Source organism: Dactylosporangium cerinum (assembly GCF_042653625.1).
GTDB classification, from domain to species: Bacteria; Actinomycetota; Actinomycetes; order Mycobacteriales; family Micromonosporaceae; genus Dactylosporangium; species Dactylosporangium cerinum.
This window is the reverse complement of record NZ_JBHSIU010000133.1, coordinates 26,127-49,679: the sequence shown is the minus strand read 5'-3', so window position 1 is coordinate 49,679 and position 23,553 is coordinate 26,127. Positions and strand designations below refer to the sequence as shown.

Sequence of the window (23,553 nt, the reverse complement as noted above, 5' to 3'; positions counted from 1 at the left end):
AAGCCGAGGTCTTTGAACGCGCGGCGGGCGTCGACGGCGTCAGCCGTCCCGTGGCCCAGGACGATGGCGACCTGCTCCCGGATGAGATCGACCAGGAACCGCTCCCGGTCGGCCTCGGGCAGTGCGGCGAGCCGCCGGCCGAGGGTCGAGCCGTCCGCTCCGATGGCGGTCTGCGCGACCCGGCGGGCTTTCGGGCGGACGAGCCCGCGCAGCAGGGCGGGCAGCGTGTCCGCGGTCTGCTGGCGCAGGCCGGTGAGGTCGAGTGTCGCGGGCACGAGCCGCGCGGCGGGGAGCTGCTGTGCGGCGTCGAACAGGGCGAGGCCCTGCTCGTCGGTGAGCGCGGCGCCGGTCCTGGCGACCCTGCCTGCGTCGGTGTCGCTGAGCCGCCCGCCCATGCCGGCCGTGTTCGCCCACAGCCCCCAACCAAGTGACTGGCCGGGCAGGCCGAGGCCGCGCCGGTGCGAGACGAGCGCCTCGAGGAACGCGTTGGCGGCGGCGTAGTTCGCCTGTCCCGCGGACCCGAACGTCGCCGACGCCGACGAGAACACCACGAACCACGCCAGGTCCATGTCCTTCGTCAGCTCATGCAGGTGTACCGCAGCATCCACCTTCGGACGCAACACATCGTCGAGCCGCTCAGGAGTCAGCGAGGCGAACACACCGTCGTCCAGAACACCGGCACAATGCACGACACCGGTCAACGCCCGACCGGCGACGACCGCGGCCAGCGCCGCACGATCCGCGACATCACACGCCACGACCTCGGCGTGGGCACCCAACCCGGCGAGGCGGTCCACGAGGTCCGCGACACCCGGCGCGTCCGGGCCACGGCGACTGGTCAGCACCAGACTGCGGACACCGTACGAACGGACCAGGTGCTCGGCCAGCAACGCACCCAGACCACCGGTGCCACCGGTGATCAGCACGCTGCCCTGCGGGGCGGCCGGGACGGTCAGCACGTTCTTGCCCACGTGCTTGGCCTGGCTCATGTGGCGGAACGCCGCCGCGGCGTCGCGGAGATCCCAGGCGGTGACCGGCGACAGCGACAGCACGCCCTGCTCGAACAACGCCACGATCTCGGCCAGCATCACCCCGATCCGAGCGGGACCAGCCTCCGAGACGTCGAACGCCCGGTACGACGCCCCGCCGTACTGCTCCGCCACCACCTGCGGATCCCGAACATCCGCCTTGCCCATCTCGACAAACCGGCCACCGGGGGCCAGGAGCCGCAACGACGCGTCAACGAACTCACCCGCCAACGCGTCCAGCACCACATCCACGCCACGACCGCCCGACGCGGCCCGGAACGCATCCTCGAAACTCAGATCCCGCGACGACGCGATGTGCGCGTCGTCCAGCCCGAGACCGCGCAACACATCCCACTTCGGCGCGGACGCGGTGCCGTACACCTCGACACCCCAATGGCGGGCCAGCTGCACCGCGGCCATACCGACCCCGCCAGCAGCCGCATGCACCAACAGCGACTCCCCCGCACGCACACCCGCCAAATCCCGCAACGCATACCACGCCGTCAGATACGCCATCGGCACCGACGCCGCCTCAACAAACGACCACCCAGCCGGGAACACCGAAACCACCCGGTGATCCACCACAACCAACGGGCCAAACCCACCGGTGAACAAGCCGAAGACCCGATCACCGACCTGCAGGCCGGTCACATCCGCGGCGACCTCGACCACCACGCCCGCACCCTCAGCCCCCATCAACCCCGGCTCCGGATACACCCCCAAACCCAGCAACACATCACGGAAATTCACACCCGTCGCACGGACACCGACCCGCACCTCACCAGACCCGAGCGGCACCACACCCGCGCCGGACCCGGCCAACACCAGACTCTCCAGCGTCCCGCCACCCGTGGTCTCCAACCGCCACGACTCCGGACCCTCCGGAACAGACAGCGACGTCGACGGCAGAGCACGAACAAGCCGCGGCACGAGCACCTGACCAGCACGCAACGCGACCTCAGGCTCACCAAGAGCGGCAGCGGCGCCGATGAGACGCAACGAGTCCACAGACCCGTCAACGTCGATCAGCACGATCCGCTCGGGATTCTCGGTCTGGGCCGAACGCAACAGCCCCCAGATCGCCGCGGCGACCAGGTCGTCAGCGGCACCGCCGGCCGGGACCGCGCCGTTCGTGACGATGACGAGACGGGCGCCGGTCGGGCGGTCCGCGGCGAGCCAGGTCTGGACGAGCGCGAGGACGTCGTGGGAGACCGCGCGGACGCGCTCGGCCACGCCGGCAACGCCCGTGCCCGGGTCGGCGACCGGCACCAGCACCGCGCCGGCCAACTCGATGCCAGCAGTGTCGCCCAGGTCGGCGACACCCGGCACGCCGAGGCGCGCGGCCAGGTCCGGGTCGCCGACGACGGCCGCGACGGCGGTCGAGGCGGCGGGCGGCTGGGGCAGCGGCGTCCACTCGACCGCGAACAGCGCGTCGCGCAGCGCCACACCGGACGGAGACAGCTGGGCCTTGGAGACGGCGCGCAGCACGAGACCGTCCACAGTGGCCACGGCCGCGCCGGTGTCGTCCGCGACCTGCAGGCACACGGCCTCCGCCCCGGCGGGGGTGAGGCGCACGCGCAGATTGGTGGCGCCGGTGGCGTGCAGCGCCACGCCGGTCCAGGCGAACGGCAGGCGCGGCGTGCCGTCGTCGGGGAGCATGCCGCCCAGCGCGGTCGCGTGCAGTGCGGCGTCCAGGAGCGCGGGGTGCAGCCCGAGCCGGCGGGCGTCGCCGTGGTCGGACTCCGGCAGGGCCACCTCGGCGAAGACGTCGCCGTCGAGCAGCCAGGCCCGCCGCAGGCCCTGGAATGCCGGGCCGTAGGTGAGGCTGAGGGTCGAGGCGGCGTCGGCGTAGAAGTCGTCGAGGTCGATCGGGGTAGCGCCGGCGGGCGGCCAGGCGGCGAGGTCACCGGCGGCCGGCGGCTCGGCCGCGTCGGCGAGGACGCCGGCCGCGTGGCGGGTCCAGTCGCCCTCATGGTCGGCGTCGCGCTCGGGGCGCGAGTACACCTGCACGGTGCGCTCGCCCCGCTCGTCGGCGCTGCCCACGCGCACCTGCAGCTGCACGCCGCCGCGGTCGCCGATGACGAGCGGCGCCTCGATCGTGAGCTCTTCGATGCGGGCCGCACCGACCTGCTGCGCGGCGCGGAGCACGAGCTCGACGAAGGCGGTCCCGGGCAGCAGCACCTTGCCGAGGACGACGTGGTCGGCCAGCCAGGGGTGGGTACGGATGGAAAGCCGCCCGGTCAGCAGCATCCCGTCGTTGTCGGCGAGGGAGACGGCCGCGGCGAGCAGGGGGTGCCCGGCCGCGGTCAGGCCGGTGGCTGCGAGGTCGCCGCGAACCGCGGTCACCGGCGGCCAGAACCGGTCCCGCCGGAACGGGTAGGTGGGCAGGTCCACGAATCGATCGGTGGGCAGGTGCGCGGCCCAGTCGACGTCGACCCCGTTGACGTGCAGGGTGCCCAAGGCATGCAGCAGGCTGGTGGGATCGTCGCGGTCCTTGCGCAGCGCCGGGGCCAGCACGGTCTCCCCGGTGAGGCACTGCTGCGCCATCGCGGTCAGCACCCCGGACGGCCCGACCTCCAGGAACCGGGACACCCCATTGCCCTCAAGCCACGCGACCCCGTCAGCGAACCGGACCGCCTCACGCACATGCCGGACCCAGTAGTCGGCGGTGTACTCCTCAACCAGCTGGCCGGTCAGGTTCGACACGATCGGAATCTGCGGCGGCGCGTAGGACAGGCCGGCAGCGATCGCCCTGAACTCCTCCAGCATCGGCTCCATCAGCGACGAGTGGAACGCGTGCGACACCGTGAGCCGCGACGTCTTACGGTCCTTGAACAGCCCGTCGATCACCGCGGCCTCACCGGACACCACAATCGACGTCGGACCGTTGACCGCGGCGATGTCGACCCGGCCGGCGAACGGCTCGCACACCGCCCGGACCTCGGCCTCGGTCGCCTGCACCGCCAGCATCGCCCCACCCGCCGGCAAGGCCTGCATCAACCGACCCCGCGCCGCGACCAACGCCACCGCGTCGTCAAGGGACAGCACCCCAGCGACATGCGCGGCGGCCAGCTCACCGATCGAGTGGCCCAGCAGGAAGTCCGGTTTGACTCCGAACGACTCCACCAGACGGAACAGCGCCACCTCCAGCGCGAACAACGACGCCTGCGTATAGACGGTCTGGTTCACGTCCGCGTCGCGCAACGGGACGTCCAGGTGCGCCGTGAAGCGCTCACAGATGTCGTCGTGCACCTCGGCGAACACCGGGAACTGGGCGTACAGGCCCAGGCCCATGCCCGCGCGCTGGGCGCCCTGACCGGTGAACAGCAGCGCCAGACGGCCCTCGCCCACCGAGCCCCGCACCACGTCGGCGGCCGCGGCATCCCGCTCCAGCGCGGCCAGCCCGTCGGCGAGCCCTGCCGTCGCATCGGCCAGCACCACGGCCCGGTGCTCCAGCGCCGCCCGCCCCCGCGCCAGCGCCGCACCCACCGCCGCCGCGTCCAGCCCAGGGGTCCCGGTCACGAACGCACGCAACCGCCCGGCCTGCTCCGCCAGGCTCTCCGCCGACTTCGCCGCCAGCACGAACGGCACCGGGCCGACCGAGGGCTCCGACTCCGCCGGCTCCTCGGCCGGCACCTCTTCCAGCAGCACGTGGGCGTTGGTGCCGCTGATCCCGAACGACGACACGCCCGCCCGGCGCGGGCGGCCGGTCTCCGGCCACGACCGGGCCTCCGACAGCAGCCGGACCGCACCGGCCGACCAGTCCACGTGCGGGGTCGGCTCGTCCACGTGCAGCGTCTGCGGCAACACCCCGTGCCGCATCGCCATCACCATCTTGATGATTCCGGCGACGCCGGCAGCGGCCTGGGTGTGCCCGATGTTCGACTTCACCGAACCCAGCCACAGTGGACGGTCGTCCGGCCGGTCCTGACCGTACGTCGCCAGCAGCGCCTGCGCCTCGATCGGATCACCCAACCGGGTACCCGTGCCGTGCGCCTCGACGACATCGACCTCCGCCGGCGACAACCCCGCACCCGCGAGGGCCTGCCGGATCACCCGCTGCTGCGACGGGCCGTTCGGGGCCGTCAGACCATTGGACGCACCGTCCTGGTTCACCGCGCTGCCCCGCACCACCGCGAGGACCCGATGACCGTTGCGGCGGGCGTCGGAGAGACGCTCGACGAGCAGGACGCCGACGCCCTCACCCCAGCCGGTGCCGTCGGCGGACTCCGCGAACGGTTTGCAACGCCCGTCGGCGGCCAGCCCGCGCTGCCGGCTGAACTCAACGAACGCCGTCGGGGTCGTCATCACGGTGACGCCGCTCGCGAGCGCCATCGTGCACTCACCGCGCCGCAGGGCCTGGATCGCGAGGTGCAGGGCGACGAGCGCGGAGGAGCAGGCGGTGTCGACGGTGACCGCGGGTCCTTCCAACCCGAACGTGTAGGCGATCCGGCCGGAGATGACGCTCGCCGCGCTGCCGGTTGCGAGATAGCCCTCGCTGATCTCCGCATCGTTGGCGACGAGCGAGGCGTAGTCCTGGCCGTTGGTGCCGGCGAACACGCCGATCCGGCTGCGCCGCAACGACCGGGGGTCGATCCCGGCCCGCTCGAACGCCTCCCAGCAGGTCTCCAGCAGCAGGCGCTGCTGCGGGTCCATCGCGACGGCCTCGCGCGGCGAGATGCCGAAGAGGTCGGCGTCGAACCGGTCGGCGTCGTCGAGGAAGCCGCCCTCACGCACGTACGACGTCCCGGTGTGGGCGTCGTCGGGGTCGTACAGCGCGTCCAGGTCCCAGCCGCGTCCGTCGGGGAACGGTGCGATCGTGTCCTCGCCGGCGGCGACGACGCGCCACAGGTCCTCGGGGCTGCGCACGCCGCCGGGGAACCGGCAGCTCATGGACACGATCGCGATCGGCTCCTGCTCGGCCTCTTCGACCTCGCGGAGCCGGCGGCTGGTCTGCCGGAGCTCCCCGGTCATCCACTTGAGCTGGCTCAGGAGCTTCTGTTCATCTGCCATGGCGTTCCCCCAGCAAGCAATTGCGGATGTCGTGTGCGGTCATTTGGGGCTGCCGAACTCACGCTGGATGAGGTCGAGCATCTCGTCGGCGGTCACGTCGCCGAGGTCGTCGTCGTCGAACGGGACAGACCCGGCGGAGTGGCCGTGGGTCCGGTTCCATTTGTCGACGAGGTCCCGGAGGCGGACCGTGATGCTGTCGCGTTCGTGCTCGTCGGGCGCGGCGCCGAACAGCGACGCCTCAAGCCGGTCCAGCTCGGTGGAGATGCCGCCGCCCCGGCCCGTGCCGGTGTGCAGCAGCGCAGCGAGGTGCTCGGCGAGCGCGGCCGGCGTCGGGTGGTCGAAGACCAGGGTCGGGGTCAGCGCCAGCCCGGTGGCGGTGGTCAGGAGGTTGCGCAGTTCGACCGCCGTCAGCGAGTCGAAGCCGAGCTCCTTGAACGAGCGGTCGGCGCCGACCTTCGCGAACGTTGCGTGGCCGAGCACGACCGCGGTCTGCGCCCGCACGAGCTCGACCAGGAACTGGACGCGTTCGGTGTCGGTGGCGGCGGCGAGCTGGGTGTGCAGCGCCGCGTGCCGCCCCTGCACGCCGTCGTCCGCGACGTCGTGGACGTCGGCCACTTCGGCGAGGAGCCGGTTCGGGCGGCCCGCCCCGGCGCCGGTGACGAACGCGGTCCAGTCGACGTCGCCGATGGTGAGGTTGGGGCGTGGGTCGGTCAGGGCATCCTCGAACGCGGCCAGCGCGCTCGCGGTGTCCATCGGCGTGACGCCGGTGCGGCGGTGCCGCCGGGCAACCGCGTCGCTGTCGGCCATCCCGGCGTCCGCCCACGGTCCCCAGGCGATGGAGGTGGCGACGAGGCCACGGTCGTGGCGCTGGCGGGCGAGCGCGTCGAGGTGCGCGTTGGCCGCGGCGTAGTTGCCCTGCCCGGCGTTGCCCACGGAGCCGGCCATCGACGAGAACAGCACAAACATCGACAACGGCAGGTCCGCGGTCAGCTCGTCGAGGTGCGCCGCGGCGACGGTCTTGTTCCGCAGCACCGCGGCCAGCCGCCGGGCATCGAGTGTCTCAACTGGACAGTCGTCGAGCGTCCCGGCCGCGTGCACAACGCCGGACAACGGCGACCCCGGCGGGATCTCGGCGAGCACCGCGGCCAGCGCGGCGCGATCGGCGACGTCACAGGCCCGGACGGTGACGGTCGTCCCGGCGCCGCCGAGTTCGTCGACGAGGTCCGCGGCGCCGGGCGCGTCGGGCCCGCTGCGGCTGAGCAGCACCAGATGCGGCACACCGCGGGCGGCGAGCCGGCGGGCGACGTGAGCGCCGAGCGCGCCGGTGCCGCCCGTGATCAGGACGGTGCCGGTGGGCGCCCAGGTCCCGGCCGCTGCGGGCGGGGTGGCGCGCACGAGCCGCCGGGCCAGGATCCCGGACGGCCGCAGTGCGACCTGGTCCTCACCGCCGTGGGCGAGCACCGCCGCGAGTCGCGGTCCGTCGTGGTCCTTCAGGTTCGCCGGTACGTCGATGAGCCCGCCCCACCTGCCCGGGAGCTCGAGCGCGGCGACCCGGCCGAGGCCCCAGACCTGTGCCTGCTCGGCACTGCGCAGCGGCTCCGTCGGGTCCGTCGCGACCGCGCCCCGGGTCAGGCACCACAGCCGGGCCTGGACGTCACCGTCCTGCAGCGCCTGCAGCAGCGTCACGGTCGCGGCGAGGCCGGTGGGCACCTCGGGATGCTCAGGGTGGGCCGTGCCGTCGAGCGCGAGCAGCGAGAGCACGCCGGCCGGTTCCCCGCCGGTGCGTGTGGTGGCGATCCGTTCGGCGAGCGCCGCCCGGTCCTCGCCCGCGGCCACGGCGATCTCGACGACCCGGGCACCGGCCCGCCGCAGCGCGCCGGTCACGTCGCCGCCGTCCGTGCCGGCGGGCACGGCCACGAGCCATGTGCCGGTCAGCGGCGCCGTGGGCAGGTCGGTGACCTGCTTCCAGACAACGTCGTGCCGCCAGCCGCCCACGACGGAGCCGGCCCGTCGCCGGCGCCGCCAGGCAGACATCGCCGGTAGCAACGGGGTCAGGGCTCCGGCCGTGTCCAGCCCGAGGGTCGCGGCGACCGCGTCGGCGTCCTCCCGCTCGACCGCCGCCCAGAAGCCGTCCTCGACCGGGTCCGTGCCGGCCGGCCGGGCCTCCGGCCAGTACCGCTCGTGCTGGAACGCATACGTGGGCAGGTCGACGTGGCGGCTGGCGGGCAGGATCGTGGTCCAGTCGACGTCGACCCCGTTGACGTGCAGGGTGGCCAGGGCGTGCAACAGCGTGGTGGGTTCGTCGCGGTCCTTGCGCAGCGCAGCGGCCAGCACGGTCTCGCCGCCGGTGAGGCACTGCTGCGCCATCGCGGTCAGCACACCGGACGGCCCGACCTCCAGGAACCGGCTCACACCGTTCCCCGAAAGCCACGCGACGCCGTCGGCGAACCGGACCGCCTCGCGGACGTGCCGGACCCAGTAGTCGGCGGTGTATTCCTCAACGAGCTCACCGGTCAGGTTCGACACGATCGGGATACGTGGCAGCGCATAGGTCAGCCCGGCGGCAACCGCCCGGAACTCCGCCAGCATCGGCTCCATCAACGGCGAGTGGAACGCGTGCGACACCGTCAGCCGCGACGTCTTTCGGTCCCTGAAGAGCTGGTCGATCACCGACGCGTCACCGGACACCACGATCGACGTCGGACCGTTGACGGCGGCGATGTCGACCCTGCCGGCGAACGGCTCCAACGCGGAACGGACCTCAGCCTCGGTCGCCTGCACCGCCAGCATCGCCCCACCCGCCGGCAACGCCTGCATCAACCGACCCCGCGCCGCAACCAGCTGGATCGCGTCGTCCAGCGACAGCACCCCCGCCACGTGCGCGGCGGCCAGCTCGCCGATCGAGTGACCCAACAGGAAGTCCGGACGCAGACCGAACGATTCGATGAGGCGGAACAGCGCCACTTCCAGCGCGAACAACGACGCCTGCGTGTAGACGGTCTGGTTCACGTCCGCATCCCGCAACGAAACGTCCAGCAGCGTGTCGAATCGGGCAGCGACGGCGTCGTAGGCGTCGGCGAACACCGGGAACCGCTCGTACAGACCCTGGCCCATGCCGGACCGTTGCGCGCCTTGACCGGTGAACAGCAGGGCCAGGCGCCCCTCGCTCACCGAGCCCCGCACGACATCGGTGGTCGCGGCGTCTCCCGCCAGTGCGGCCAGTCCGTCAACGAATCCCGGCACCGACTCGGCCAGCACGACAACACGGTGCTCCAGCGCCGCCCGTCCCCGCGCCAGGGTCACACCCACCGCCGCCAGGTCCAGTTCAGGGTCCGCCGCCGCGAATGCGCGCAGCCGTCCGGCCTGCTCGGCCAGGCTCACCGCCGACTTCGCCGCCAGCACCAACGGCACAGGACCGACGAACGGTCGCGGCTCCACCGGCTCCTCGGCCGGTGCTCCCTCCAGCACCACGTGCGCGTTGGTGCCGCTCAGCCCGAACGATGACACACCAGCCCGCCGCGGCCGACCCGACACCACCCACGGCCGAGCCTCGGTCAACAACTCCACCGCACCCGACGACCAGTCCACGTGCGGCGTCGGCGCATCCACGTGCAATGTCCGCGGCAGCATCCCGTGCCGCATGGCAAGAACCATCTTGATCACACCAGCGACACCCGCAGCCGCCTGCGTGTGCCCGATGTTCGACTTCACCGACCCCAGCCACAACGGACGATCCGCCGGCCGGTCCTGCCCGTACGTGGCCAGCAACGCCTGTGCCTCGATCGGATCGCCCAACCGGGTGCCGGTCCCGTGCGCCTCAACCGCGTCCACATCGGACGGCGTGAGGCCGGCACTCGCCAGAGCCTGCCGGATCACCCGCTGCTGCGACGGACCATTCGGCGCCGTCAGACCATTCGACGCACCATCCTGATTCACCGCACTCCCACGCACCACCGCCAAAACCTCATGACCGTTACGGCGCGCATCGGACAACCGCTCCAGCAACAGCACGCCGACACCCTCACCCCACCCGGTGCCATCCGCCGCCGCCGCAAACGCCTTGCACCGGCCATCCGAGGCCAAACCACCCTGCCGCGCAAACTCCACAAACGCCCCCGGCGACGACATCACCGTCACCCCACCAACCACCGCCAGGCCACACTCACCCACCCGCAACGACTGCACGGCCAGGTGCAATCCGACGAGAGAGGACGAGCACGCCGTGTCGACCGTCACGGCTGGTCCCTCCAGCCCGAACGCATACGACACCCGCCCCGACAACACCGCCGCCGCGTTCCCGGTCCCTACGAACCCGTCAACCGACCGCTCCCCCGAATCCGCCACCACACCCGCATAGTCCTGGCCATTCGTCCCGACGAAGACCCCCGTCCGCGAGCCGCGCATCCCGCGAGGGTCGATCCCCGCCCGCTCGAACACCTCCCACACCAGCTCCAGCAACACCCGCTGCTGCGGATCCATGGCGAGGGCCTCCCGCGGAGAAACCCCGAACAACTCCGCATCGAAATCCGTCACACCATCAACAAATCCACCCACCCCAACCGGTAGACCCCCACCCCAACCACGATCCACCGGGAAGCCCGACAACCCATCCACCCCACCCGACACCAAACCCCACAACCCCTCCGGATCCACCACACCACCCGGCAACCGGCACGACATCCCCACAATCACCACCGGATCCCGACCATCCACGAAGGACGACGAAACAACATCGGTCTTGGTGTGTTCGGTGCCGAGCAGCTGGACCAGGTGATCGGTGAGGGCGGCCGGGTTGGGGTGGTCGAAGACGAGGGAGGCGGGCAGTGCGAGGCCGGTGAGCCCCGCCAGGCTGTTGCGCAGTTCCACCGCGGTGAGCGAGTCGAAGCCGGCGTCGCGGAAGGCCCGGTCGGCGTCGACCGCGCCGGCGCCGTTGTGACCGAGGATGAGCGCGGACCTGGTGCGCACCAGGTCGAGCAGCGCGTGCCGGCGCTCGGCGGCCGGGAGGGCGGCCAGGCGGTCGCGGAGGTCGCGGTCCGCTCCGGCGTCGCCGCCGCCGGACGGCACGAGGGCCTCCAGGAGGCGGGTGGGCCGCGCGCCGGCGAAGGCGCGCCCGAACCGGGCCCAGTCGACGTCGGCGATCGTGACGGCCTCGTCGTCGGCGCGGACGGCGAGTTCGAGGGAGGCCAGCGCGTCGTGCGCCGGCATGGCGATGAGGCCGGTCCGGTGCAGGCGCTGCGCGACGGTGTCGGCTGCCGCCATTCCCGCCTCGGCCCAGGGACCCCACGCGATGGAGGTCGCGGCGAGCCCTTGCTGCCGCCGCTGCCGGGCGAGCCCGTCGAGGAACGCGTTCGCGGCGGCGTACGCGGCCTGGCCGGCGTTGCCGACGGTGCCCGCGAGGGAGGCGAAGAGCACGAACATGGTGAGGTCGTGGTCCCGCGTCGCGGCGTCGAGGTTGGTGGCCGCGGTCGCCTTGGCGCGCAGCACGGTCGCGAACCGTTCGGGTGTGTGCGCGGTCAGGACGGCGTCGTCGACCACGCCCGCGGCGTGCACGACACCCCGCAGCGGCTGGTCCTCCGGGATGGCGGCGAGGGTCGCGGCGAGCGCGACCGGGTCGGCGGCGTCGCACGCGACGACGGACACCGTGGCGCCGAGCGCGCGAAGCTCGGCGGCGAGGTCCGCGGCGCCGGGAGCGTCCGGGCCGCGCCGGCTGGTGAGCAGCAGGTGCCGGACCCCGCGGCCGGCGAGCCACCGGGCCACGACGGCACCGAGCGCGCCTGTGCCGCCGGTGACGAGCACGCTCCCCGGGCCGTCGAGGGGCAGTTCGGCCGGCACGTCGGGCAGCGGCGCGCGCACCAGCCGCCGGCCGAAGACACCGGAGTCGCGCACGGCGGCCTGGTCCTCGTCGCCGGCGGTGAGGACGGCGAGGAGCCGGCGCCCGGCCCGGGTGTCGAGCATGTCGGGCACGTCGACGAGGCCGCCCCAAAGCTCGGGGTGTTCGAGCGCGGCGACCCGGCCGAGACCCCAGATCTGGGCCTGCGGCGCCGAGCGCAGCGGGTCGCCGCGGCCGATGGAGACGGCACCGCGGGTGAGGCACCACAGCGGGATGGTGGTGCCGGTGGCCGCCAGCGCCTGCACGACGGCGGCGGTCAGCGCGAGCCCGGCGGGCACGTCGGGGTGCCCGGGCAGGGCGCCGGTCGCGAGCCCGGTGAGGGCGATGATCCCGGCGAGCGGCTCGGTGCTCAGAGCCTCGATCCGTTCGCTGAGCGCACGGGTCAGGTCGAGGTCGGTGGGTTCGATGGTGAGCTCGACGAGCCGGGCGCCGGCATGGCACAGGGCATCGAGGACGTCGCCGGTGGCGGCGCCGTCCGGCACGATCGCGAGCCACAGCCCGGACCCCTCGGCGGGCGCGAGTTCGACAGGCTTCCAGGCCTCCTGGTACCGCCGGCCGTCAAGCTCCGTGGTGGTGCGCTGCTCGCGGCGCCACGACGACAGCACGGGCAGGACATCGCCGAGGGCGTTGCGGCGATCCGCCGGCACGCGCAGGCGATCCGCGACGGCGTCGAGGTCGCCGCGCTCGACCGCGTCCCAGAACTGCTGCTCGGCCGGGGTTCCGGGGGCGGCGCTCGGAGCGGCGGGCTCCGGCCAGAACCGTTCCCCTTGGAACGCGTAGGTGGGCAGGTCGACGCGACCACCGCGGGGCAGGATCGTGGTCCAGTCGACGTCGACCCCGTTGACGTACAGGGTGCCCAGGGCGTGCAGCAGGCTGGTGGGCTCGTCGCGGTCCTTGCGCAGCGCCGGGGCCAGCACGGTCTCACCGGTGAGGCACTGCTGCGCCATCGCGGAGAGCACCCCGGACGGCCCGACCTCCAGGAACCGGCTCACCCCGTTCCCCGAAAGCCACGCGACCCCGTCAGCGAACCGGACCGCCTCACGCACATGCCGGACCCAGTAGTCCGCGGTGTACTCCTCAACCAGCTGGCCGGTCAGGTTCGACACGATCGGAATCTGCGGCGGCGCAAAAGTCAGGCCAGCAGCAACCGCCCGGAACTCCTCCAGCATCGGCTCCATCAACGGCGAATGGAACGCATGCGACACCGTCAACCGCGACGTCTTACGGTCCCTGAACAGCCCGTCGATCACCGACGCGTCACCAGAGACCACGATCGACGTCGGACCGTTGACCGCAGCGACGTCGACCCTGCCGGCGAACGGCTCCAGTGCGGTCCGCACCTCGGCCTCGGTCGCCTGCACCGCCAGCATCGCCCCACCAGCCGGCAACGCCTGCATCAGCCGGCCACGGGCGGCGACCAACGCCACCGCGTCGTCAAGGGACAGCACCCCAGCGACGTGCGCGGCCGCGAGCTCACCGATCGAGTGACCCAGCAGGAAGTCCGGACGCAGACCGAACGACTCCACCAGACGGAACAGCGCCACCTCCAACGCGAACAACGACGCCTGCGTGTACACGGTCTGGTTCACATCCGCATCCCGCAACGAAACATCCAGCAGCAGATCGAACCGGGCACAGACCGCGTCGTAGGCGTCGGCGAAGACCGGGAACCGCTCATACAGGCCGCGTCCCATATCGGAACGCTGCGCACCCTGACCGGTGAACAGCAACGCCAGACGGCCACCGCCCGCGGTGCCGCGGACCGTGCCGGGCCCGGGCTCGTCGGCGGCAAGGCCGGTGAGTCCGGCGAGAAGGCCGTCCCAGTCGTCGGCGACGACGACCGCGCGGTGCTCGAGGATGGTCCGGTCGTGCACGAGCGACGCCCCGACAACCGCCGGATCGACGTCGGCCCGAGCGGCTGCGAAGGCGTGCAGCCGGGCCGCCTGGCCCCGCAGCGCCGGACCCGACCGAGCCGACAGAACCCAGGGCACCGGACCGGCGGCTGGTGCGCCCGCGGCGGGTACCGGCGCCGGCGGTGCCTGTTCGAGAACGGCGTGGGCGTTAGTGCCGCTGATGCCGAACGACGAGACCGCGGCGCGGCGGGGGCGGCCGGTCTCCGGCCACGGCTGCGCCTCGGTGAGCAGCTGCACGGCGCCGGAGGACCAGTCCACGTGCGGCGACGGCGCGTCGACGTGCAGGGTCCGGGGCAGGATGCCGTGCCGCATCGCCATCGCCATCTTGATGACGGCGCCGACACCGGCGGCCGCCTGGGCGTGGCCGATGTTGGACTTGAGCGACCCCAGCCACACCGGCTGGTCGGCGGGGCGGCCCTGACCGTAGGTCGCCAGCAGCGCCTCGGCCTCGATCGGGTCGCCGAGCGCGGTGCCGGTGCCGTGGGCCTCGACGGCGTCCACGTCGGAGGGTCGCAGGCCCGCGCTGGTCAGGGCCTGGCCGATGACTCGCTGCTGGGCCAGGCCGTTGGGGGCGGTGAGCCCGTTCGAAGCGCCGTCCTGGTTGACCGCCGTGCCGCGGATGACCGCGAAGACCTCGTGGCCGAGCCGCTGCGCGTCGGAGAGCCGCTCGAGCAGCAGCAGGCCGGCGCCCTCGGACCAGCCGGTGCCGTCCGCACCGGCCGCGAACGATTTGCACCGGCCGTCGGGGGCGAGGCCGCGCTGGCGGGAGAAGTCGATGAAGATCCCCGGGGTCGCCATGACCGTCACACCGCCGGCGAGCGCCATGGTGCACTCGCCGCGGCGGATCGCCTCCGCCGCCCAGTGCAGCGCGACGAGCGATGAGGAGCACGCCGTGTCGACGGTGATCGCGGGGCCCTCGAGGCCGAACGTGTAGGCGATCCGGCCGGAGGCGACGCTGCCGGCCGCGCCGACGCCGAGGTATCCGTCGGCGTCCGGAACGGCGTCGACGTTCATGATGGCGGCGTAGTCGTGGTACATGAGGCCGGCGAACACCCCGGTGCGCGTGCCGCGGACGGTGCGCGGGTCGACACCGGCGGACTCGAACGCCTCCCAGGCGCACTCCAGCAGCAGTCGCTGCTGCGGGTCCATCGCCAGGGCCTCGCGGGGGGAGATGCCGAAGAACGCGGCGTCGAAGGTGTCGGCGTCGTACAGGAACCCGCCCTCGCGCGCGTACGTCGTGCCGGGCCGGTCGGCGTCGGCGTCGTAGATGGCGTCGATGTCCCAGCCGCGGTTGGTGGGGAAGCCCGAGACGCCGTCGATCCCGTCGGCGACCAGGCGCCACAGGTCGTCGGGGCTGCCGACGCCGCCGGGGAACCGGCAGCTCATGCCGACGATCGCGATCGGCTCGTCGGTCGGCGCGGCCGCGGTCACGTCCGGGGCCGGCGGGGTTTCCTCCTGCACGACAAGCTGGGTGAGCAGGAAGTCGGCGACGGCGGTGAGCGACGGATACGTGAAGATCAGGGTCGCGGGCAGGCGGAGGCCTGTGACGGTGGCGAGCCGGTTGCGCAGTTCGACGGCGGTCAGCGAGTCGAGGCCGAGCTCCTTGAACGAGCGCTCGGCGTCGATGGTGTCGGCCGAGGCGTACCCGAAGACGGCGGCGGCCTGGGTGCGCACCAGGTCGAGCAGTATCCGCTGCCGCTGTGCGGTCGGGACGCCGATGAGCCGGTCGGTCAGGCCGGTGCTGCCGCTGGCGCCGGTGCCGGTCGCGGCGCGGCGCGCGGGGGGCGGCACCAGTCCGCGCAGGAGGGCCGGCACGGGTGCGGAGCCGGACCGGTCCCGTAGGCCGCGCACGTCGATCCGGTTGGGCACCACGTGCGCGTGCCCGGCGGTCATCGCCGCGTCGAAGAGCGTGAGCGCGTCCACGGTGGACAGTCCGCCCCCGATGCGGGCCACGTCGCGGGTGGCGAGGTGGGCGGTCATGCCCGACGCCTCGGCCCACAACCCCCAGCCCAACGAGATGCCGGGCAGCCCGGCACCACGCCGGTAGGACACCAGACCGTCCAGGAACGCGTTCGCCGCCGCGTAGTTCGCCTGCCCGGCACCGCCGAACGTCGCCGACGCCGACGAGAACATCACGAACCACGCCAGGTCCATGTCTTTCGTCAGCTCATGCAGGTGTACCGCCGCATCCACCTTCGGCCGCAACACGCCTTCCAGGCGGTCGAGGGTCAACGCCCCGAACACCCCGTCGTCAAGCACCCCAGCGGCATGCACGACACCGGTCAGCGGCACCTCCGCCGGAACCGCGGCCAACACCCCGGCCAGCGCCGCACGATCGGCCGCGTCGCACGCCACCACCTCGACGGACGCACCCGCCTCCGACAGCCGCGCCACCAACTCAGCGGCACCCGGCGCGGTCGACCCCTGACGACTGGTCAGGACCAGATGCCGCACACCGTGGGCACGGACCAGATGCTCGGCCACGATTCCACCCAGCACACCGGTACCACCGGTGATCAGCACTGTCCCGTGCGCCGGCGGCTCAGCCGGAGCGGCGTCCAGGGTCGCGCGCGCCAGGCGCGGAACAACCGCGACTCCGCCGCGGACCGCCAACGCCGGCTCGTCCCACCCGGCAACACCGGGCACGAGCGGCCACGACGCATCCGCACCATCCACGTCGACCAGCACGATCCGGCCCGGGTTCTCGGTCTGCGCCGAACGCAGCAACCCCCAGACGGCGGCACCCACCGGGTCGGACACGGGACCGTCGACCGGCACCGCGCCGCTCGTGACGACCACGAGACGGCCCTCGGTGAACCGTTCGCCGGTCAGCCATTCCTGTGCGAGCAGGCGCACCCGGTCCAGGGTCGCGCGGACGCGGGTGTCCGCGCCGGTGAGGCCGGCGACCGGGTCCGTGACGGGCAGCAGCACGGTGGCGGTGCCGTCGGCCACCCCGGAGAGGTCGTCGACGGCGGCGGCGCCGAGCCGGTCGGCGACAGCCGGGTCGCCGAGCACCACGAGCCCGCCGGGCGGGGTCGCGGCCGCGCCGGCGGGCAGGGGCGTCCAGTCGACCGTGAACATGGACTCGGACGCGGCGGCGGCGCCGGCGTCGAGCAGCCGCTCGGGCACTGGTCGCAGCGCGAGGCCGTCGATCGTCGCCACCGGCGCGCCGGTGCCGTCGGCGAGTTGCAGCGACACCGCGTCGGTTCCCGCCGGCGCCAGCCGGACCCGCAGCATCGTCGCGCCGACCGCGTGCAGCGACACCCCGGTCCAGGCGAACGGCAGCGCCGGGCGGCCGGGGTCGGTGAGGAATCCGCCGGTGATGGCCGCGTGCAGGGCCGCGTCGAGCAGCGCCGGGTGCAGCGCGTGCCGCTCGGCGTCGCCGTGCGCCGTCTCGGGCAGGGCGACCTCGGCGAGGATGTCGTGGCCGAGCCGCCAGGCGCGGCGCAGGCCCTGGAACACCGGCCCGTAGCCGTAGCCGACGGCGCGCACCGTGGGGTAGACGTCGTCGACGTCGATCGGCTGCGCGCCCGCCGGCGGCCAGGTGGTGAGGTCGAAGGTGGGCTCGGCCGGTCCGGCGGTGACGAGTCCGGTGGCGTGGCGGGTCCAGGTGTCGGTGCCGTCGAGCCGGGACGAGATCCGGACGGGCCGGTCGCCGGTGCCGTCGGGCGGCCCGACACGGACCTGCAGCTGGATGCTGCCGGTGTCGGGGACGACCAGGGGCGCTTCGATGGTCAGTTCGCGGACGGCGCCGAGGTGGAGGGCGAGTTCGACGAAGGCCGTGCCCGGCAGCAGGATGCGGTCCAGGATGCGGTGGTCGGCCAGCCACGGGTGGGTGCCGGTGGACAGCCGCCCGGTGAGGACGGTCCCGTCGCCGTCGGCGAGCGGCACGACGGCGCCGAGCAGGGGGTGCGTGACGGCGGTCAGGCCGAGCGCGGCGAGGTCACCGGGCGTGGCGGTCACCGGCGGCCAGTGCCGGTCCCGCCGGAACGGGTAGGTGGGCAGCTCGACCTGGCGGCCGGCGGGCAGGAGCGCGGTCCAGTCGACGTCGACGCCGTTGACGTGCAGGGTGGCCAGGGCGTGCAGGAGGTTGGTGGGTTCGTCGCGGTCCTTGCGCAGCGCCGCGGCCAGCACCGCCTCGCCCTCCAGGCAGTCCTGCGCCATCGCGGTGAGCACGCCGGCCGGCCCGACCTCCAGGAACCGGTTGACGCCGTTCGTCTCCAGCCACGTCACCCCGTCGGCGAAGCGGACGGCCTCCCGCACCTGGCGGACCCAGTAGTCGGCGGTGTGCAGTTCGACCGGCTGCCCGGTCAGGGTGGAGATGATCGGGATCCGCGGCGGGGCGTAGGTCAGGCCGGCGGCGACCGCACCGAACTGCTCCAGCATCGGCTCCACCAGCGGCGAGTGGGAGGCGTGGGAGATCTTGAGGCGGGTGGTCTTCCGGTCGTTGAAGGTGGCGGCGAGTTCCTCGACGGCCGCGGCCTCGCCGGAGATCACGATGGAGTTGGGGCTGTTGATGGCGGCGACGTCCACCCGGCCGGCGAACGGCTCCAGCGCCGCCCGGATGTCGGCCTCGGTGCCCTCGACCGCCAGCATCGCCCCTTCCGCAGGCAGTGCCTGCATCAAGGTGCCCCGTGCCGCGACCAGCTTCACCGCGTCGTCCAGCGACAGCACGCCGGCCACGTGTGCGGCGGCGAGCTCGCCGATCGAGTGGCCCACCACGTAGTCCGGGGTGATGCCGAACGACTCGACGAGGCGGCACACCGCCACCTCGAGCGCGAACACGGCGGGCTGCGTGTATGCGATCTGGTGCACGTCCGCGTCCCGCAGCGGCTGGTCCAGCAGCGCGTCGAAGCGGGCGTAGATCGCGTCATAGGCTTCGGCGAAGACGGGGAACCGTTCGCGCAGCCCGTGGCCCATGTCGGCCCGTTGGGCGCCCGCCCCGGTGAACAGGAACGCCAGCCGGCCATCGGTCGCCGTCCCACGCACCACGCCGGGGTCGGCGGCGTCCCGCTCCAGCGCGGCGAGCCCTTCGGCGAGGCCGGTGAGGTCCGCGGCCAGGACGACGGCGCGGTGGTCCAGGGCGGCCCGGCCGGTCACCAGTGCCGCGCCGACGGCGGCCGGCTCGAGGCCGGGGTTCGTGGTCACGAACATCCGCAGTCGCTCCGCCTGCCCGGTCAGGCCCTCCGCGGTCTTCGCCGCCAGCGAGAACGGGACGGGGCCTGGGAACGGCGCCGGCGCGCCGGGTTCGTCGGCGGGCACGGCCTCCAGCAGCACGTGGGCGTTGGTGCCGCTGATCCCGAACGACGACACACCCGCCCGCCGTGGGCGGCCGGTTTCCGGCCACGACCGGGCCTCCGACAGCAGCCGGACCGCACCCGCCGACCAGTCGATGTAGGACGAGGGGGCGTCGACGTGCAGGGTGCGCGGCAGCAGGTCGGCCCGCATCGCCAGGACCATCTTGATCACACCGGCGACACCGGCCGCGGCCTGCGTGTGCCCGATGTTCGACTTCACCGAACCCAGCCACAGCGGACGATCCGCCGGTCGGTCCTGCCCGTACGTCGCCAGCAGCGCCTGCGCCTCGATCGGATCGCCCAGCCGGGTACCCGTGCCGTGCGCCTCCACCGCATCCACATCGGACGGCGCCAACCCCGCACCAGCGAGGGCCTGCCGGATCACCCGCTGCTGCGACGGACCGTTCGGGGCCGTCAGACCATTGGACGCACCGTCCTGGTTCACCGCGCTGCCCCGCACCACCGCGAGGACCCGATGACCGTTGCGGCGGGCGTCGGACAGCCGTTCCAGGAGCAGCAGACCGGCGCCCTCGCCCCAGCCGGTGCCGTCGGCGGACTCCGCGAACGCCTTGCACCGGCCGTCGGCGGCCAGCCCGCGCTGCTTGCTGAACTCGACGAAGATGCCGGGCGTGGACATGACGGTGACCCCGCCGGCGAGGGCGAGTCCGCACTCCCCCGCCCGCAGCGACTGCACCGCGAGGTGCAGCGCGACCAGCGAGGACGAGCACGCCGTGTCGACGGTCACCGCCGGGCCTTCGAGGCCGAGGGTGTAGGCGATGCGGCCGGACGCGACGCTGGTCGTGGTGCCGGTCAGGACGTGCCCTTCGACCGTCTCCGGTGCCTCGTGCAGGCGCGGGCCGTACTCCTGGGCCATCGCGCCGACGAACACGCCGGTGTCGCTGCCGCGCAGGCTGAGCGGGTCGACGCCGGCGCGCTCGAGCGTCTCCCACGCGGTCTCCAGCAGCACCCGCTGCTGCGGCTCCATGGCGAGGGCCTCGCGCGGGGAGATGCCGAAGAACGCTGCGTCGAACTCGGCGGCGTCGTGCAGGAACGCGCCCGCCGTCAGCGGGCCGGCGCCGGGGAGACCGTCGAGGTCCCAGCCGCGGTCGGTGGGGAACCCGGTGACCGCGTCGCCTTCGTCGACGAGCAGCCGCCACAGGTCTTCGGGGCTGCGGACGCCGCCGGCGTACCGGCAGCCCATGCCGACGATCGCGACCGGTTCGGCGCTCGCGCCCGCCGTGGCGGTCGCCGCCGGGCCGGGTGTCCCGGTCGCCTCGGCCAGCAGGTGCCGGGCGAGCCGTTGCGGGGTCGGCTGGTCGAAGGCCAGGGTCCGGGGCAGCCGCAGCCCGGTCGCCCGGACGAGGCGGTTGCGGAGGTCCACCGCGGTGAGGGAGTCGAAGCCGTGCTCGCGGAACGTCCGCCGGGGGTCGACGGCGTCCGGCGTGGCGTGGCCCAGGATCGCCGCGGCGTGGGAGCGCACCAGGTCGAGCACCACCCGGTGGTGTTGTTCCTCCGGCACCTCGGCGAGCAGTTGCGTCAGCGTGGCCCGCGGGCCCGCCTCGGCCGGGTCCGGCGCCGCGTCCGGTTCGTCCCCGACCCGGCGGCCGCGGGCGTCGTCGGTGCCCTTGAGCCAGAACGCGGTGCGCTGGAACGGATACGTGGGCAGCTCCACCCGGCGCGGGCGGTGGCCGTCGAGCGCGGCCGTCCAGGTCGCCTCGGCGCCAGCCGTGGCGAGCTCGGCGAGGGAGGTCAGGAACCGGGTCAGGCCGCCGTCGTCCCGGCGGAGCGTGCCGGACGCGACCGCGTCGACCGGCTCGCCGCCGGGGCCGGTGCTGTCCTCGACGATGTCCCGGATCGACTGGGTGAGCAGCGGATGCGGGCTCGGTTCGACGAAGAACCGGTAGCCGTCGGCGAGCAGCCCCCGGACTGCCGACTCGAACTCCACCGGGCGGCGGAAGTTCTGGAACCAGTAGTCGGCGTCGAGCTCGGCGGTGTCGACCCAGCGCTCGTGCACGGTGGAGTAGAACGGGATGGTGCCGGTGCGCGGGCTGATCCCTGCGAGGGCCGCCAGCAGCTCGTCGCGGACCTGGTCGACGTGGGCGCAGTGCGAGGCGTACTTGGTGCGGATGGGCCGGGCCTGGTGCCCCGCGCCGACGCAGTGCTCGACGAACTCGGCGACGGCGTCGGTGTCGCCGGCGACGACCGTGGCGCCGGGGCCGTTGACGGCGGCGACGGTCACCCGGCCCCGCCAGGGCTCGAGCAGCTCCTCGACGGCGGTGCGCTCCAGCGCCACCGTCGCCATGCCGCCGTGCCCGACCAGCACCGCGCCGATCCGGCTGCGCAGCGCGATGACTCTGGTCGCGTCGTCGAGCGAGAGACCGCCGGCGATGTAGGCGGCGGCGACCTCGCCTTGTGAGCTGCCCACCACCGCTTGCGGCTCGATCCCGTGTGCGCGCCACAGCGCGGTCAGCGCGACCCGGACGGCGAACAGGACCGGCTGGATGACGTCGACGCGGTCCAGCAGGGGCGTGGTGCCCGGATCGCGCAGGACCTCGGTGAGCGACCAGTCGACGTACGGGCGCAGGGCCCGGTCGCACGCGTCGATCTCGGCGGCGAAGACCGGCGACGTCTCGAGCAGTTCCAGCGCCATGCCGGGCCACTGCGCGCCCTCGCCGGAGAAGACGAAGGCGGTCCGGCCGGTCCTCGCGGTGCCGGTGACGACCGCGGGTGAGGGCCGGTCCTCGGCGAGCGCGGCGAGCCCGTCGAGCAGCGCCGCACGGTCGGGGCCGAGGACGACGGCGCGGTGCTCGAAGGCGGCACGGGTGGTGGCGAGCGCGTGCGCGACGTCCGCCGCGGGCACGTCCGGCGTGTCGGCGGCGAACGCGTGGATCCGGCGGGCCTGCTCGCGCAGCGCCGGCTCGGACCGCGCCGACAGCACCCAGGGGACGACCGCGAAGGTGCCGGCGGAGGTGTCCGGTGGCGCCGCCGCCGGGGGTTCGGCGAGGACGACATGGCAGTTGGTGCCGCCCATCCCGAAGGCGCTGACCCCCGCGACGAGAGGCCTGTCGTCGTGCGGCCACCGGGTCAGTTCGGTCTGCACGCGCAGCCCGAGGCCGTCGAGGTCGATCCGCGGGTTGGGCGTGCGGAAGTGCAGACTCGGCGGGATACGGCGGTGGGCGATGGCGAGCACGGTCTTCAGCAGCCCGGCCAGGCCGGCGGCGCCTTCGAGGTGGCCGATGTTGGTCTTCACCGAGCCGACGGCGAGCGCGCCACGGCCGGACGGGTGCCCGCCGAGGACCGCGCCGAGGGCGGCGGCCTCGATCGGGTCGCCGAGCGCGGTGCCGGTGCCGTGCAGCTCCACGTACTGCACCTCGTCCGGAGCGACCGCGGCCTGCGCGTAGGCGGTGCGCAGGACGTCCTGCTGGGCGTCGGCGACCGGGGTGGTCAGGCTCGCGCCGCCCCCGTCATGGTTGACGGCGCTGCCGCGGATGACGCAGTACACGTGGTCACCGTCGGCGAGTGCCCGCGCCAGGGTCTTGAGGACCACCACCACGCCGCCCTCGCCGCGCACGATCCCGTTGGCGTCGGCGTCGAAGGTGCGGCAGCGCCCGTCCGGGGAGAGCGCGCCGAACGCCTCCATACCGAGGGTGCTCTCGGGGGCGAGGTTGAGGTGGACGCCGGCGGCCAGGGCGGTGTCGGCCTGTCCGGAGCGCAGGCTGTCGCAGGCGAGGTGGACGGCGACGAGCGAGGACGCCTGCCCGGCGTCGACGGTGACGCTCGGGCCGCGCAGTCCGAGGGCGTAGGAGACGCGGTTGGCGATGATGCCGCGGTTGAGGCCGGTGACGGTGTGCCGGCCGATGGGCGCGCCGGCGCCGCGCTGGGCGACGGTGGCGTAGTCGCCGGCCATGGCGCCGACGAACACGGCGGTGGCGCTGTCCCGCAGGCGCTGCGGCAGGACCCCGGCGTGTTCGAGCGCTTCCCAGCTCAGCTCGAGGATCAGCCGCTGCTGCGGGTCCATCGCGGCCGCCTCGCGGGGGCCGATGTCGAAGAAGGCCGGGTCGAACCGGTCCACCTGATCGAGGTATCCGCCCTGCGGGCGGTCGGTGTCGAGCGGCCAGCGGTCAGCCGGCGCTTCGCGGACGGCATCCACCCCGTCGCGCACCAGCCGCCAGAAATCGGCGGGTGACGCCGCCCCCGGCAACCGGCAGGCCATTCCGACGACGGCGACCGTATCGGTGTCGACGCGCACTGCAGACATCGGCGCCCCAAATTCAGTCCTGAAACGAGATGAAATGGGCCCTGGTACGGACCGTGACGTCTTTCCACCAACTGCCGCGAAGATTGATGGAATCAACCGAAGACTATTTAGGGCGGATGCGGGGGCCAACCCCTAAGCCGTGCTCAGCGCCCCT

2 protein-coding genes are annotated in these 23,553 nt (G+C 73.5%); both read right to left on the bottom strand.

Going from position 1 to position 23,553, the window contains the following annotated elements:
• Positions 1-6,041 (bottom strand): SDR family NAD(P)-dependent oxidoreductase (locus ACFPIJ_RS64200; RefSeq protein ID WP_417323616.1); only part of this gene is annotated, 6,041 nt, incomplete at its 3' end.
• A gap of 39 nt (positions 6,042-6,080) precedes the next feature.
• Positions 6,081-23,399, bottom strand: coding sequence for a type I polyketide synthase (locus ACFPIJ_RS64630; RefSeq protein WP_380129409.1), 17,319 nt, complete (start codon positions 23,397-23,399; stop codon positions 6,081-6,083).
• Positions 23,400-23,553 lie beyond the last annotated feature (154 nt).